At 62.1% G+C, this 14,106-nt stretch carries 16 protein-coding genes; 6 read left to right on the forward strand and 10 right to left on the reverse strand.

Annotation, left to right across the window (positions count from 1 at the left end; all coding sequences use genetic code 11):
* The first annotated feature begins 28 nt into the window (after positions 1–28).
* Positions 29–1,129 carry a PAS domain-containing protein gene (locus ACFQE0_RS08715; RefSeq protein ID WP_378968835.1) on the forward strand — a complete coding sequence of 367 codons (1,101 nt, stop codon included), beginning with the start codon at positions 29–31 and terminating at the stop codon, positions 1,127–1,129.
* The gene (locus ACFQE0_RS08720) at positions 1,033–3,039 is read left to right on the forward strand and encodes a putative bifunctional diguanylate cyclase/phosphodiesterase (RefSeq protein ID WP_378968837.1); all 2,007 of its coding nucleotides are present in this window, start codon (positions 1,033–1,035) and stop codon (positions 3,037–3,039) included. Before ACFQE0_RS08715 ends, ACFQE0_RS08720 begins: the two co-directional genes overlap by 97 nt.
* Before the next feature lie 66 nt (positions 3,040–3,105).
* Here ACFQE0_RS08720 and ACFQE0_RS08725 read toward each other — a convergent pair whose 3' ends face one another.
* The gene (locus ACFQE0_RS08725; protein WP_043378319.1) at positions 3,106–3,438 is read right to left on the reverse strand and encodes a hypothetical protein; all 333 of its coding nucleotides are present in this window, start codon (positions 3,436–3,438) and stop codon (positions 3,106–3,108) included.
* A gap of 201 nt (positions 3,439–3,639) precedes the next feature.
* Here ACFQE0_RS08725 and ACFQE0_RS08730 point away from each other — a divergent pair, with 201 nt between their 5' ends.
* Positions 3,640–4,539 carry a cytochrome P460 family protein gene (locus ACFQE0_RS08730; RefSeq protein ID WP_378968840.1) on the forward strand — a complete coding sequence of 300 codons (900 nt, stop codon included), beginning with the start codon at positions 3,640–3,642 and terminating at the stop codon, positions 4,537–4,539.
* Positions 4,540–4,575: 36 nt separating this feature from the next.
* Positions 4,576–5,172 carry a cytochrome P460 family protein gene (locus tag ACFQE0_RS08735; protein ID WP_051975887.1) on the forward strand — a complete coding sequence of 199 codons (597 nt, stop codon included), beginning with the start codon at positions 4,576–4,578 and terminating at the stop codon, positions 5,170–5,172.
* A 473-nt stretch (positions 5,173–5,645) separates the two neighbouring features.
* Here the strand turns inward: ACFQE0_RS08735 and ACFQE0_RS08740 are convergent, their stop codons facing one another.
* The 4 genes from ACFQE0_RS08740 to ACFQE0_RS08755 form a co-directional block, all read right to left on the reverse strand.
* A complete protein-coding gene (locus ACFQE0_RS08740) occupies positions 5,646–6,557 on the reverse strand; it encodes a helix-turn-helix domain-containing protein (protein ID WP_139239449.1) in 912 nt (303 codons plus the stop codon).
* 478 nt (positions 6,558–7,035) lie between these two features.
* Entirely contained in the window at positions 7,036–7,587 is a 552-nt protein-coding gene (locus ACFQE0_RS08745; protein WP_043378316.1) for a carboxymuconolactone decarboxylase family protein, read from the reverse strand.
* Between the two features lie 14 nt (positions 7,588–7,601).
* Positions 7,602–8,159, reverse strand: coding sequence for a YkgB family protein (locus ACFQE0_RS08750; RefSeq protein ID WP_465264065.1), 558 nt, complete (start codon positions 8,157–8,159; stop codon positions 7,602–7,604).
* Positions 8,160–8,238: 79 nt separating this feature from the next.
* On the reverse strand, positions 8,239–8,547 hold the full coding sequence (locus ACFQE0_RS08755; RefSeq protein ID WP_043378310.1) for a hypothetical protein: 309 nt from the start codon (positions 8,545–8,547) through the stop codon (positions 8,239–8,241).
* A gap of 168 nt (positions 8,548–8,715) precedes the next feature.
* On the opposite strand from ACFQE0_RS08755, the gene ACFQE0_RS08760 reads away from it, so the two are divergent.
* Entirely contained in the window at positions 8,716–9,231 is a 516-nt protein-coding gene (locus ACFQE0_RS08760; protein ID WP_081948528.1) for a MarR family winged helix-turn-helix transcriptional regulator, read from the forward strand.
* Here ACFQE0_RS08760 and ACFQE0_RS08765 read toward each other — a convergent pair.
* The 4 genes from ACFQE0_RS08765 to ACFQE0_RS08780 all read right to left on the reverse strand — a co-directional run bounded on the left by ACFQE0_RS08765 (position 9,222) and on the right by ACFQE0_RS08780 (position 10,899).
* On the reverse strand, positions 9,222–9,653 hold the full coding sequence (locus tag ACFQE0_RS08765; RefSeq protein ID WP_179239981.1) for a LysR family transcriptional regulator: 432 nt from the start codon (positions 9,651–9,653) through the stop codon (positions 9,222–9,224). The genes ACFQE0_RS08760 and ACFQE0_RS08765 overlap by 10 nt on opposite strands.
* A gap of 286 nt (positions 9,654–9,939) precedes the next feature.
* Positions 9,940–10,224, reverse strand: coding sequence for a cyclase family protein (locus tag ACFQE0_RS08770; protein WP_179239982.1), 285 nt, complete (start codon positions 10,222–10,224; stop codon positions 9,940–9,942).
* Positions 10,197–10,439: a hypothetical protein gene (locus ACFQE0_RS08775; protein ID WP_378975737.1), complete on the reverse strand. Its 243-nt coding sequence runs from the start codon at positions 10,437–10,439 to the stop codon at positions 10,197–10,199. The genes ACFQE0_RS08770 and ACFQE0_RS08775 overlap by 28 nt, the downstream gene beginning before the upstream one ends.
* 91 nt (positions 10,440–10,530) lie before the next feature.
* Positions 10,531–10,899: a cupin domain-containing protein gene (locus tag ACFQE0_RS08780; RefSeq protein WP_059408428.1), complete on the reverse strand. Its 369-nt coding sequence runs from the start codon at positions 10,897–10,899 to the stop codon at positions 10,531–10,533.
* A 766-nt stretch (positions 10,900–11,665) separates the two neighbouring features.
* On the opposite strand from ACFQE0_RS08780, the gene ACFQE0_RS08785 reads away from it, so the two are divergent.
* Positions 11,666–12,067, forward strand: a complete 402-nt coding sequence (locus ACFQE0_RS08785) for a hypothetical protein (protein WP_378968846.1) — start codon at positions 11,666–11,668, stop codon at positions 12,065–12,067.
* Between the two features lie 985 nt (positions 12,068–13,052).
* On the opposite strand, the gene ACFQE0_RS08790 is transcribed toward ACFQE0_RS08785, so the two are convergent.
* Positions 13,053–14,105, reverse strand: coding sequence for an AAA family ATPase (locus ACFQE0_RS08790; RefSeq protein ID WP_179696867.1), 1,053 nt, complete (start codon positions 14,103–14,105; stop codon positions 13,053–13,055).
* Position 14,106 lies beyond the last annotated feature (1 nt).

Raw genomic sequence — 14,106 nt, forward strand, 5'->3', positions numbered from 1 at the left:
GTAACAGACCCGTGTTCAGGAGCTCCAGGTGCGGATTTTCGCACGCACGCATGACTTGAGAGATATCGCTAGCCGGCTTATCGCTGCGGTTTTTGTCACCGATCCAATCGGTTATTCAGAAATATTTAGCGAATTCGGCCAACGGTCATTCGCCCGCATCCGCCAGAACGCTCTTCGCGCCATGTCGCCTCAGACCAAGCAACGACCGCCTGGACTCGCGGGCAGTGCTGCCCACATCCTGAGCCAACGTTGGCATGCCGCTCGGAAGCCGGGTATGGCGTTGCCGCCTTACGAAGAGATCGCTCTCGGCTCGCTCGGTCGTTTCGCCGATGGCACGGTGCTGGTGCGCCTCGACGGGCCAGATCTCGTCCACCTGCAAACGGCATCAGCCGTCGCTACATGGCTCGAAGGGACGCCCCGTCATGCCGCCGGACACCAGCGGAGCGACTGCGCGCGGCTCTTGGATCAAATCGTGCGACGCGCCCTCCGGACCGGCCAGCCAGAGCGGCAGGTTGCAAGCCGCGTCGAGAACGGCATCGTCGAGGTTCACGAGATCCTCGCGTTGCCCCTGCACACGCACTGGGGCTTCCCGGTCGCCCTCGTCCACGTCAGCGAACCCCAGACCCGATCCAGTCTCATCGAACAAGTCTACCAGTCGACCCGGGAAGGGGTTCTCGCCCTCGCGCCCGTGCGCGACGCGGACGGACAGCTGTGTGATCTGCAGATCGTCACCCTGAACGCCGGCGCCGCGCAGCTGATGCGCCGGTCGTTGGACAGCCTGTTGTGGCAGCATCTTTCCGAAGTCTACATGGGTCATCACGCGCAGGAGATCACGGCTCGCCTGTTCCGTGTCGTCGAGAACGGCGGAAGCGACAATTTCGAGCTGGAATTCATCGGGGACGATGCGGAATCCTACCTCAAGATCGCCGTAGCCCCACTCGGCGACCTGCTCGTAGTCACCCTCGTCGACATCACGGGCTGCGCACCCGCGAAGCCTCCTTCCGGATGTTGTTCGAGGCCAACCCGGTTCCGATGTGGGTCTTGGACGCCGGATCCTTGCGCTTCCTCGACGTCAACACCGCCGCCGTCGAGCACTACGGCTACAGCCGCGACCGCTTCCTGGCGATGACAGCCCACGACATCCGACCGGAGGCGGACCGTGCCGAACTGCAGATCGTCTTCGCGAACCGGACGAAGCCCTACGATGGCGAGCGGATCTGGCGTCATTGCAAGGCGGATGGATCGGTGATCCAGATCCTGCCTTACGTGCGTCCGCTCATGCTGCGGGGCCGGCCGGCCGTGCTCGCTGCGAGCATCGACGTCACCGAGCGCCAGCTCGCCGAGGCGGAACTGCGCCGCACGCGCAGCTTCCTCGACACGGTGATCGAGAACATCCCCGCGATGCTCTACGTGCAGGATGCGGTTGATCACCGCCTCCTGCTCGTCAACCGTGCCTGCGAGGCCCTGCTCGGCGTGCCGCGCGACGAACTGATCGGAGGGCCGTCGCATGCTCTGTTTCAGCACACGACGGCCCGGGCCGTGCTGGATCAGGACGCGGCGCTGTTTCGCGCCAGCGGTCGGGACGCGATCGTCGAGGAGCGTCAATTCGAGACGCGCGGCAACGGTACGCGCCTCCTGCACGTCAAGAAGCTCGCCGTGAGCGACGAGGAAGGGCGACCGCAGTACCTGCTCGGGATCGCCGAGGACGTGACGGAGCGCCGCGCCGTTGAGGCGCGGATCGCTCACATGGCACACCACGACCCGCTCACCGACCTGCCGAACCGTGCCTGCTTCCGCGAACGTCTGAGCGACGCGCTCGAGCGACAGCATCGTCATGCCGAGCCGGCGGCCGTGCTCTGCCTCGATCTCGACGGGTTCAAGGCAGTCAACGACACGCTGGGACACGCAGCCGGCGACGCGCTGCTGCGCGCGGTGGCGGATCGCCTCCGGCACTGCGTGCGCGAGGAGGACTTGGTCGCCCGCTTCGGCGGTGACGAGTTCGCCATCCTGCAGGCGAGCGCGCCGTCGCCTGAAGCTGCGGGCCAGCTCGCCGCGCGCCTGGTCGAGTGCTTGGCGCAGCCGTTCTCCATCATCGGTCAGAAGGTGGTGATCGGAGCGAGCCTCGGTATCGCGATGCTGCCGGGCGACGGGACCACGCCGGACCTTCTGCTCAACAACGCCGACCTCGCGCTGTATCAGGCCAAAGCGGAGCGACGCGGCACGTTCCGGTTCTTCGAGCCGGAGATGAACGCCCGCATCCAGGCGCGTCGTACGCTGGAGCGCGAGCTGCGCGAGGCGCTGAACACCGGCGCCTTGGAGCTGTTCTACCAGCCGCTCCTGAACCTGCGGGAGAACCGCATCAACGCCTGCGAGGCGCTGCTGCGCTGGCGCCATCCCGAGCGTGGCTTCGTCTCGCCGGCCGAGTTCATCCCGATCGCCGAGGAGACCGGCCTGATCGCGCCGATCGGCGAATGGGTCCTGCGCGAAGCGTGCCGGGAGGCGGCAACCTGGCCGGGCGAGATCAAGGTCGCGGTCAATCTCTCGCCCGTGCAGTTCCGTCAGCAGAGCCTCGTCCCGGCCGTCGTGTCGGCCCTGGCGAACGCCGGGCTCGATCCCAGCCGACTGGAGCTGGAGATCACGGAGTCGGTGCTGCTCGCCGACAGCGACGCCAACCTGGCGGTCCTACACCGGCTGCGCAACCTCGGCGTGCGCATCGCCATGGACGATTTCGGGACGGGCTACTCCTCCTTGAGCTATCTCCGGACGTTTCCCTTCGACAAGATCAAGATCGATCAGTCCTTTGTGCGCGAGCTCGGTGTCAACCGCCACTGCGCGGCGATCGTGCGGGCGGTGGCCGGACTCGGTGCCGATCTGGGCATCACGACAGTGGCCGAAGGTGTCGAGACCGCGGCGCAGCGCGATCACCTGCAGCATGAGGGTTGCGACGAGATGCAGGGCTACCTGTTCAGCCGTCCGCTGCCGGTCGCCGATCTGCGGCAGCTGATCGCGGCGACTGAACAGGCCGCGCGAGCCGCCTGACGATCGCGCGCGCAACCCGGTTCGGACGAGGGCCGCATATGAACCTGCAGCCTCGTCGCACGTCGCTCAGGCTGTGCGCACGCGTTCAGGAAAGGCTGGTATCGCGCTCCGCGGGATGTGAGAGCCCTGATTCGCTGCCCGGCGTCCGCTCGCACCGCGCCCGCTCGGACCCCCGTTGGAGGCGGCCGCCGCTCGCATCGTCCCGATGCGCCCGGCGATGGTCTGCTCGGCCGCACTCGCGATGGCACGGGCGATCTCCTGGCCGACCTGATCCTGGTCGTCGGCGGCAGCGGCGACGGCGCGCGCCGTGCCACTCGACTGCGCGATCGTCGCCGCGATACCGCCGACCGCGTCCGTTGTGCTTTGCGCTGCGGCATGGATCGCGTCGACCTGACCCATGCTCCGGATCGTGAACGTCGCCTCTTTTTCGTGAACGCAATCGCGCGTCGGCGCGGGCACCCTTACGCGTCGCCTGCGAACCGGGCGTGATCTTGCAGAGGGCTGGTCGTGTGCCTCATATCTCGGGCTGGCCCGGCAACCGGCCAGGAACACGCGCGCGTGCCGAACCGTCGAGCTTCGCCCTGACGCGCCGTTCGGGCCATGCCGCAATCCGGAGGATCCGAAAATGTTCTTCATGTCTCGTCATCGCTGGACGCTGCTTCGGACGGCCGGGGCTGTCGCCCTGATGGTCGGCTGTGGCGGGATCCAGAGCCCGAGGCGCAGACCACGCCGCCGCCCGCGGCCGGTACGGCGCGGTCGGGGCAAGTACCGCCGCCCCAGCCGAGCGGCGAACCGCAGCCCCGACAGACCCAGTCGCAGGAGCGCACCCCGGAGCAGCTTAGGCAGACGCCACCCCCGCAGCAAAGCGGCGCAGCCTGGCAGAACCAGCCGCAGGAGCGGGCTGCGGCCGCGGCCGAATCCGGTCGTCCGCCGGCCCAGCCGTACACGGTCGACGGCAGGCGGACCCCGTACGTCGCCGAGTACCTGCCGGACGGCCGGCTGGTGCGCCCGATCGGCTGGCGCGAGTGGCCGTTCATCGGCACGCCGCTGACGCCGAACCGGCTCAACCTACCGGAGGCGCCATTCCCGGAGTTTCACATCGTCTATGTCGAGCCGACTGCTTGGGAGCACTTCAAACGGACGGGAGAGTTCCGCGAAGGTACTGTGATCGTCAAGGAGCTCGTGCGCCAGCAGATCAACAGCACGACGGACCCGGCAAACGGCGCGATCACGGAATCGAGCGGCAAAGGCTATTTCATGGCAGAGTATGCCGGTCTCGAGGCGGCTGTGAAGGACTCGCGTCGCTTCGCGAACGAACCGGGTCAATGGGCCTACTTCTCCTTCGGTCACGTGCCCGAGGCACAATACGCCTCGGCGACCGAGGTAAAGGCCGTCGAGACCTGCAATGCCTGCCATGCTGCAAACGCCGGCCGGGATTTCGTATTCATTCAGCACTACCCGGTGCTGCGTGGCTTGCTGGAGCGCGTCGGCAAGAACTAGGGGCCCAAGCGCTCGGCGTTGTCAGTGGAGGATCATATGTTCCGTCGCCGTCTTCCCTCGGCTACTCTTCTTCTAACCTGCGGAGCGACGCTCGCCGCGGCGACAGGCTTGCTCGCCCAACAGGTACGGTCCGCGAACGTTGCAGAAACCCCGAGGGCGTCGGTTGGGCTGGTCGACGTCGCCGGCACCATGCGTCTACCTCTCGACTATCGAGCGGCTTACCAGTTCCTCGGCACCTGGGCTGTCGCCTCCGATACCGTGCCAGGCTCGAAGGAGATGCATACGGTCTACGTCTCTCCGGGCGCGATCGACGAGTATCGAGCCAACGGCCGGTTCAAAAATGGCACCGTCTTGGTGAAGGAGGTGTTCAACGCCGAGAGCGAGGACATGACCACCGGCCGGGTGAGTCGGGCCGCCGGTCTAGCCGGTTGGTTCATGATGGTGAAAGACGATCGCGGCAGCTACCCGGGCAATCCGCTTTGGGGTGACGGGTGGGGCTGGGCATGGTTCGACAAAGGGAGCCCGGACAAGACCAAGACGCTCGACTATCGCCAGGAATGTCTGGGCTGCCACACCCCGGCGCAAGCCACCGACTGGCTGTACGTCAAAGGTTACCCAGTCCTTGCCCGCTGAGGCCACGCTGCTGCTCGATCAAGCTGGATGGCACATCACGACGAAGCTCGCGGTTGTTGTCATCATCCTAGCGCCATTGCCCTCGACCTCTGCTGCGACGCCTGCAACGGGCTCGTCGACTGATCCCCGCGCATCACCTCCATCAGCCTGAGCGAATGGGCCAGGCGCTCTGTTCACTAAGAGGTCCGAACAACCTGCCGCCGCGTGATCTCGTAAGTTTCATCTTTCTTATTTATTGGCAGGGGGCATTTATTGTCTTCGATTGATAAAACAAAAAATATCTAGTTAATGTATATCATAATTACAATATCGATATATCACGGGACAAAAGTAATTATTTAATGTATCAAATTAACTAAAGCAATATGCAATACTCGTTGCTGGAATTTATCCAGACGTGCATGCAAAGTCCTCTCCGAAAAAATTGAGAATCCTGCTGCAGCCGTCGCTTCGGTGTGGAGTGTCAGAAAAATTCACGAGAGCCGCTCCCGTCGATATGCACTCGGCGTACAACCAATCTGCTTGCGAAACCTGGTCGCGAAGTGCTGCGAGGAGTGGAATCCGCACGCAAAGGCGACCTCGGTGATCGAGCGGCGCGGATCGAGCAGCATTTCGCACGCGCGTTCGATACGACGGCGCATGAGCCAACGGTGGGGAGGCAAACCCGTTGCCTTGGCAACAAGAGTCGTGAGCTTGCGTGGAGATAGCTGCGCCGCGCGAGCCACGTCCACCAGCCTGATATCGTCGGCCCAACGCGATTCCATGTACTCGATCGCCCTTCCGACGGCGGGATCGAAACGGCTACGGCGCGGACCGAGGGATTCCCAACGGACTGCGCCGTTCATGGACGAGTGCTGCCGAAGAAGATGGACCGCAACCTCCAGTCCCAACGTATCGATGCGAAGACGCGATAAAGGTCGAGCCATGCGCATTTCAGCCAGCATCTCGACTTCAAGGCGACGAAGTTGCCAGTCAGGAACGGCTCTGGGGTCAATCGATCCTGTTGGCGCAGCAGACGAAACTGAATCCCCGGACTCGACTATATCGCCAAGCGACGGTTCAGGTACGTAGATATTCAGGGTGCGAAATCCGCCGATCGGAAGCCGCGGGTGTTCATCTAGACACACCAAGTAAATGCTACTTAGTGATTTTTGAGTATGAAATTGATAATTATCGTCTTGCAAAATGTCGCAGTCGAATGTGCAGAACCGAAGTGTCAAGTCATGGTGCTCGCGGTTCGGCTCGGCCCAAGGCTTCCAAGCCTCATCGTCGTTGCGCGTCTGGAACGCCACGGATTCGGTGTACTCTGCTCGTCCCTTCGGCCGCTTGACTGGTTGGCTATCCCGGCCTTGTGCCAAAAGGGCGATGATCGCCGGCGTGTTCACGAGCAGTCCCCCTCCGATCCGGGCGCCCATAGTTCAGCGCACGCGGCACGAAGCCGAGCGCCTGTTCGACGTCGGCGAGCACCACCTTCGAAGCTCCGGAGCAGAGGTCGGTAGTATGGACGGTGAACTGGATCATAACGGGGTCTTCCGGCGATCTTGGGCGGGGGCGTGGATCGCCCGGAACGGCCGCTAGTGCACAGACGCCAACGAACGCACCACGTGCCTGTCCGTTAACTTGCTGCTATCGATGCGAAAACGGCGCTGCCTTGTGTACGCTTTGTCGGCGTCAGAGCACTAGCTGGACCTCGTCATACGATCGGAGAACGCAGCGCGTCGGGCTGGAGCGCTCTCCGCCGAAATGAATGACGGTCCGGTTAAAGAGAGTGCGTCGAAACGGAGCCATGCGCCCCACGGCGGTGATCCGCACTCCCACGACGGAGCCAGAGCCCATGTGCCGAGGCTCCGGCTCCGCTCGACGTCAGCCCGCGATGCGCGTGGCAGGCCCGATATGCGGGAAGTCGACCTCGGTCTTGAACACCTCGTTGACGTAGTTGGTCAGCACGTTGACCGCGACATGAAGCACGATCTCGACGATCTGCGCGTCCGTGTAACCGACCCTGCGCAAAGCCGCGAGGTCGTCCTCAGCGACATCGGCGCGGGTGACCGCGATCTTGCGGGCGAAGTTGACCGCCACATCCGCGCGGGCGTCGGTCGAGCGGCCTGTGCGGTTGGCCGCGATCTCCGCCTCATCCAGCTTGCGGTGCTTGGCGAGCGCCGTGTGGGCGGCGTTGCAGTAGTCGCAGCCGTTGACGTTCGCAATGGCCAGCGCGATGCGCTCGCGCGTCGCGGGATCGAGCGTACCCCGTGCGAGAGCACCGGAGAAGGCCAGCACGCCTTCCAGGCCGGCCGAGCTCTGCGCGAGGACCTTGTGAAGGTTCGGTACGACACCGAGCTGCGTTCTCACACCCTCAAGCAGATCTTTGACGCTACCGGTCGCCGTGACCGGGTCGATGGAAGCGATGCGTTGCATGGTGGGTCTCCTCATTAATGGTCGGTATCCGAGGCCGGCGACAAATCAGTCGCGACGGTGACGGATCGCCTTGAGCGAGTCGGCGGCAATCCAAAGCGAAATGGCGAGCAGGCCGACATCCTTGAGGAGGAACTGACCGATCGACACCGAGATGGCGGGGAAGCCGAGCCCGGCGCGGCGACACCGGGCGTCGACGCCATAAAGCTCAGGGTCGTGACGAAGAGGCCGGCCGACAGGAGACCGCCGAGCGCGGAGAGCTTGGGGTTGACGAGCCGCGCGGCGACGAGGGCGCCGATGCTGAGTTCGAGCACGCCGAGGAAAGCCGAGAAGCCACGCACGCTGAAGATGCTGTAGAACCAGCTCAACAGCGGGCTGTTGCCGACCAGCGGAACCAGTCCTTCCGCTTCATAGGCTGTAAACTTCATTCCCCCGAACCAAGCGTAGATGACGGCGAGCGAACCGTAGAGCGCCGCTCGGGTCAGGTGATCCCCGTACCGCTCGATCGCAGTCAAAGCCGGACCGACTTCGACAAAGGCGCCGCTTCGGCCGGAAACAAGAGAGTGATTGGACATGGGAATCGAGCTTTCTATTGCGAAGTTGTGCCGGCGGAGACGAGATGCACCTTCGCCGTCCAGGAGAGGGTACGACGCATCACCGCGCCGGAACTTCAAAGCGGGCGCCCCGGACGTCGATGGCTCGCGTCGGGTTCCGAGCCGTCGATGCCGTGGTCGCAGGCTGTCCGGAAGAGGCGGTGTAGGCGGTGGTCCGACCGTTGCTGCGCAACGGGGCAGGGCCCGCGCCGTTCGGGGCGGCGGGCGTGATCTCCCGGGGGTCGATCTCCGGCGCGACGAATTCGTGGCCCCAGGCGGTGAAGGTGCGGCTCTGCTGGGCCGCGGCCGGCAGCGTGGTGGCGGTCAAGGCAAACGCGACCGTGAACGCTGACATCGTGCGCATGAACATCTTGGATCTCCGTCGAGCCTGAGCGGGTCTCTGCCGCGATTGATTCGAGGCGGCGAATGGCGCCGCTCGTTGAACAAGTTTTATATAAAACCATTTTCGTCCGCGGCACGTGCGCCGGCGCACATGATGTGATATCAAACTTCTTGGAGGTCCGGCTCGGCGGCTCGCATGAGCGCTCGCTCGATCTATATCCTAGAACCAGCTTCCGTTTGGAACCACGACGTGCCCTCGTCCTTCAAGCTGACCCCCGTCGCGGCTGCAGCCATCGAGCAGGCATGCATCTGCGTCGCCGTCCAGCGCGCCGCCCGCGTGATCGGGCGCGAGTTCGACGCGGCGTTCCGAGCCGTCGGTCTTTCGAACTGGCAGTTCACACTTCTCACCGTGCTCGCCTGTGCTGACGGACCGACGATGCGTGAATTGGCCGATGAGCTTGCCCTCGATAAAAGCACGCTCACGGCCAACATCAAGCTGCTCGAGCGGCGTGGGTTGATCACGATCGAACCCGATCCGGACGATCGGCGTGCCCGGCGCGTTCACCTAACAGAGGTGGGCCGTGCCCGTCTCGACGAAACCGTTCCACTGTGGGAGCACATGCAGGCGGAGTGTTTGGCTCGTCTCGGCGAGGCAAATGCGGGCTCGCTTCGCCGAGCATTGGCGAAGTTGGCGGACCGTGATCAAGTCTGAACCCAAGTAGGCCGTCCGTATGGTCGTTGTCGATACTTGCATGAGTCGGGCTGTACGCGTCGAGAAGCTGACACGCTTGTCCCGCGGCGATGGCTGCGACCAGCTCCCCGAAGCGATCCCATTCGATCTATGTCGAGGGCGAGTGCGGAACGAACCGTGTGTTCGGAATCGACGATGATGGACCGTGCAGCACTCCGCAGCCGATGCCCGGCGATCGTCGGCTCTACGCCACGAGCCGACCCATCGAACAGCGAAACCGGCAGCGTGTCCTCGAGCGCACGAATTCGACGGCTCACTACGGACGCCGGCGATCCGAGTACCTCGGCGGCGCACCGAATGCTTCCAAGCTCGTTGACCTGAAGCGCGATATGCAACGATACGAGATCAATCGGGGTGGCTTCAAGCCGGCCTCCCGATCGCACGGTGCTTCCAGCCCGACGAGCCAAAGCGTCATCCGATCCGAGCGGGGCTCAGCCCCACGTCCTCCGCGGACCGGCCGGCTCGATTTGGCAGGTCGCTATCGCCGGCGGCCGGCATTAGGGCGAAAATCCGTGCGGGAAAGCCCGCGCTCTGCTTCATCTTTGGCCAACTCGCGACCGGCAGACAGCCGCACATGTGCACCTGATCGAGATTGACCGTCGAGCTCGACCTGCCGGCGGGGCAATCCGAGAGCGTAGGCTTCCAAGAACACGGCGCCTCCGCTGACGATCACGTCCGGGTCGGTATCGGTGGTGTCATACCCGGAAGCGGTGATGTCTCGTTCCTCATGCACGTAGGCAGGAACGTCGCGGCTCCAGCCGGGAAGTGGCACATGCCGGCCACATGCCGGTTCAGCATGCCCTCCTGGCTGGGCCAGCGACGCGACCAGTCGGTCCGCGGCGCGACGAAGGCGCCCGCCGGCATGGGTCCGTTGTGTCCTTCCCAGGCTCGGACATCCTCAAGCCTCGCACGGTAATCCGGATCGGTTACCGTGTGCTCGCCGATGATCGACACGACGAGCGGAAAGACCAGCTCTGCACCGCTATCCGATGCAGGAAGCGGGGGACCCGCACGAACTGAGCTGGCGGGTCGACATGCGCGCCCCACTGGCCCTGCAATCGCCACTCCTCGGCAAGGAAGCCGTGTTTCTTGCTGCCCACGCCGGGATCTTGGTGGTAGATCACCGTCCGCTGCGCCGGGGCGAAGCTCGAGCGGTGGAGAATGTCCACGTCGAAGGCATGCGCCAGGTCCCCCAGCGCGCCGCACGCAGTTGCGGCAGCAGCGCCCAGAGATCCTCGACCGAATGCGGGTCGTGCCCCATCAGGCGACCCGGCCGAGCTCGCGAATGGTGTGCTCATTCTCGACGTTGCCGGTGTTCAGCGTGGTGTTCGGCTCCAACAGCACGACATGGCACTCGTCGGTGAGCGCCTCCGGCAAGTGCTCGGTCCCGTGAGGGACGATGATGAACTCGCCCGGATCGAGATCAAGCGCCGGCCGGTCGCGGAAGCTCATTCGCAACCGACCCTCGACGACGAGGAAGAGTTCGTCCTCCTGGTCGTGCTGGTGCCAGTGAAAGGAACCCCTAAACTTGGCGAGCTTGACCTGAAAGTCGCCCAGGTCGCCGGCGATCTTGGGGCTCCAGTGGTCCGAGAACGTGCTGAACGCCTTCGCGAGGTTGACCTTGTCCATGATGTCGCTCCTTGCTGTGGAGGGCTCTTGTTGCAGCCCCACGCGGCCGCGAGCGCAGCCCGGATGGCCTCGAACTGGTCGGCGAGCGCGGACGATTGGGCCTGGAAGACGCCATCCAACACTGCCGTGCCGACCGTGAACGCGACGGCCCCCGCGCATAGGGCCTCTATCACCCGCTCGGGCCGATCGATCAAGCCCGCGACGACCACCGGTTCGGCACGGTGTCGAGGCCGCGTTGCCCGCCTTGCGCAGCAGGCTCTAGGACGTGAACGCCGAGGACGCTCCGTGCACCTTGTCGCGCAGCATCGGAGCGGCGAGCGCGTCACGAGGTGGCATCGCCCCCCTTCAAGCCTCGACCCGGATCGCGGCGGGTCCGGCCTCGAACCGGCCGACGATGGCGGCCTGTGCGAAGCCCGTGTCGGGCTCGGAATAAATTGGCACCGAAATAATCTGGTTTCCTCAAGCGATCTCACCGCCGACGACACTCTTATTCTGTCACCGAATGCCGGCGAATTGACACCAAAAAGCAGTTCGAACAAATATTCTGACACTGGATCGACCGCACGATAGCTCCTCATTGACAGGGTGAAAGCCAGCTTTATTGAACCGACCGATAGACACCGAGCGCAGAACGGTTAAACAGCTGTAGCTACGCACGCTCTAGCCAGATTTCGGACATATGGATTCGGCGCGGCGAGCCTGTTCACATCACGACTCCGCACCTGATGTTGCAGCAGTTGAGAGACTGATTTCGAGGGAGTGGGACATGGAAAGGGCATCACCCGCGCAGCCGCCCCGCCGTAGCACTCGCGCGGAACCCTCAAATCAAAATACGAGCAAGCTTAATATTTTCGACGACGCATCCGGCCGTCCACAATGCAACATGATCTCTCAACTTGCGCGGGAAGATCTGTTTTTCAAGGCATTGTACCACCCAGGAGTGAGACTCCTGCTGGAATTCATCTCGGATGATTACAAGACGATGCGCGACATCGAACGAGAGATATTAGGAAAAGACGAAGCCGAGTCCTGCCTCAGGAGAGTCGCAGAACTCGAAATTGTTGAAAAAATCAAGACTGAAATGGGCCCGGCATATCGATTACGCCCACGGGCAATGATTCCGGTTCACGATTGGCTGGGACGCCTCTCAGGAAACTCTGGTATTTAAAGGAAATTGATCGCCAAGATTCCGAAGAAAAATCAGGCCTGACCCTGCGAACAACCATGTAGTTTTTCTCGTCAATTCCCATAATTCTAAAGATACGCCTCTCCATCGATCGCTTAAGCTTTCCGGAAGGGAGCAATTTTACTCGACAACGTACTTCCATGAACGCCGCAAACCAGCCCAATTTAATGCTACATTCTTCATGAGACCGGACTATATCTGCGATTATGCCATCGAGACAAGAGGGATATTCGAGCGCAAGCTCAAGGCCGCGGAAAGTTGCAAATGCCCCATGTGGCAAGATACGGCCTGCGACAATGAAGGATAGACTGGCGAGAACCGAGAAGAAGGCGAGTTGCTCGCGGGCAGTTGAATGCGCAATTATGGCCGGCAACTGCGTGAGGGCGTTCGCGTCGCGACGCAGCACGCCGACCATTAGCTTGGCCAACTCCTGTTTCCTCTCTGAGGCGTACCGGGGCGCGACCATACGCAAATCGATAGCGCAGTTTTGACACAGATAGACACTCTCGATTCCTACCCAAGAAAGCGACTTCTGACATGTAGGACAGATTTGAACAAAACATTCCCCAGTGTCCGGATCGCATGGAAGGCAGGCGACTTGCCAGTGCGCCCTGATCCAGGGAATACCATCCGATTTGAGCATGCCGGGTGCCACTCGCCGCCGATGTGGCTCGATGACGTCCAAGCCAGCGTCCTGACCGAAAAGCTCAAAGCCGTTCTTACCTTCGGCAAATGCATCATTTGCAAGCTTTTGCGCTCGAGACCCGCAAGGTCCGCAAACGTCTCGAGTTGGTATCTGCGAAGCGGGACAGAAGCTAAGCTATTCGCGTCTACCTGCAGGCCAAAACGCAGAAGCATCTCGACCGATATACGTTTTATCCGAGCGTAGCGCACGACTACACTTCTTAGGTCCTCCCCAGGTTGTGCTTGTACGGTTCGACGCAGCCGCGCCGCTGAAGGAGGCACGTCACTCATCGTAAAGCGTCCTTCCTTTGCGTCGCTTCCTATCGTCCAAATTGATGCGCATTGCGTCCTCGACCGACAGCGGAATATTGGGAAGTTGGAAATCTTTGACCCAAGGATTTACGCCATTCATTGTAGGATCGTCGCCATGAAGTAGATCGAAAGCTTGATTTAAATGCTTGATAGACAACGTCGAAGGCATCGTTCCCTCAGCGCAATCGGCGAATGCCAAATCAGTCGCAGCGCGAGTGAGCAGGGTGAGCCGCCCAAGACGGCCGCGCGTTGCAAAAAATGTCGACTGTAACCAATCCTTCGTCGACAATCCCGGCTTCTGCAAGAACGGTAGCTTGTCTTCAAATTTTTTAATTACACTAGCGAACGCAATTTGTTCTTTCCGCGCACGGAACGGCAGCGGCTTTAAGAGTACTCTTGGACCCGCACGTTCCTTAACTGCCTCATGTCGCGAGAACAATTCCTCTAGGAGCGGAGAACCGGTGATTGCGATCGGAAACGTTGCTGCATTCTGCATGGTTATGAGCATACTTCTGGCTGCATCGACTGCCGCAGAAGATCCACTTCTGAACAAATTCTGGTACTCGTCGAGCGCGACAAGCGTGACGTTGTTGTCATTGGAAATATCTATAGCGCGCTGAATCGCGTCACGCTCACGTAGGGGCGGCTCATACCTGCGGCCCCGTGCGCTCACACGCAAATCCTCGAAGAGGCGCAACCATCGGGTCGCAACACCTAGCGGTGTTTCCCCGGCAGAAAGCTCGAGGTAAACGATCAAATGGCCGTTGCCTTCGATGAGCCGCTGAAGCCCCTTTCCGACCTGTGTGCCAGTAAGTTCTTCGATGTGACGTTTTAGAATTTCGCTTTTGCCGCAACGTGAATATCCGCGTATATATCCTACGGATCCTTCCCTGCGCCGATTCGGAGCGAACGTGAGGTGCTGGAGAGCCTGTGCGGCGATCTTGATCGCATCATGCCGTATAAAGATCCTGTCTATGTAATCCAGCCGCTTCTTGTGCGGAAGCTCGTGAGGGAATATTGCCACC

The sequence above is a fragment of the Methylobacterium komagatae genome (genome assembly GCF_042661665.1).
GTDB lineage: Bacteria > Pseudomonadota > Alphaproteobacteria > Rhizobiales > Beijerinckiaceae > Methylobacterium > Methylobacterium komagatae.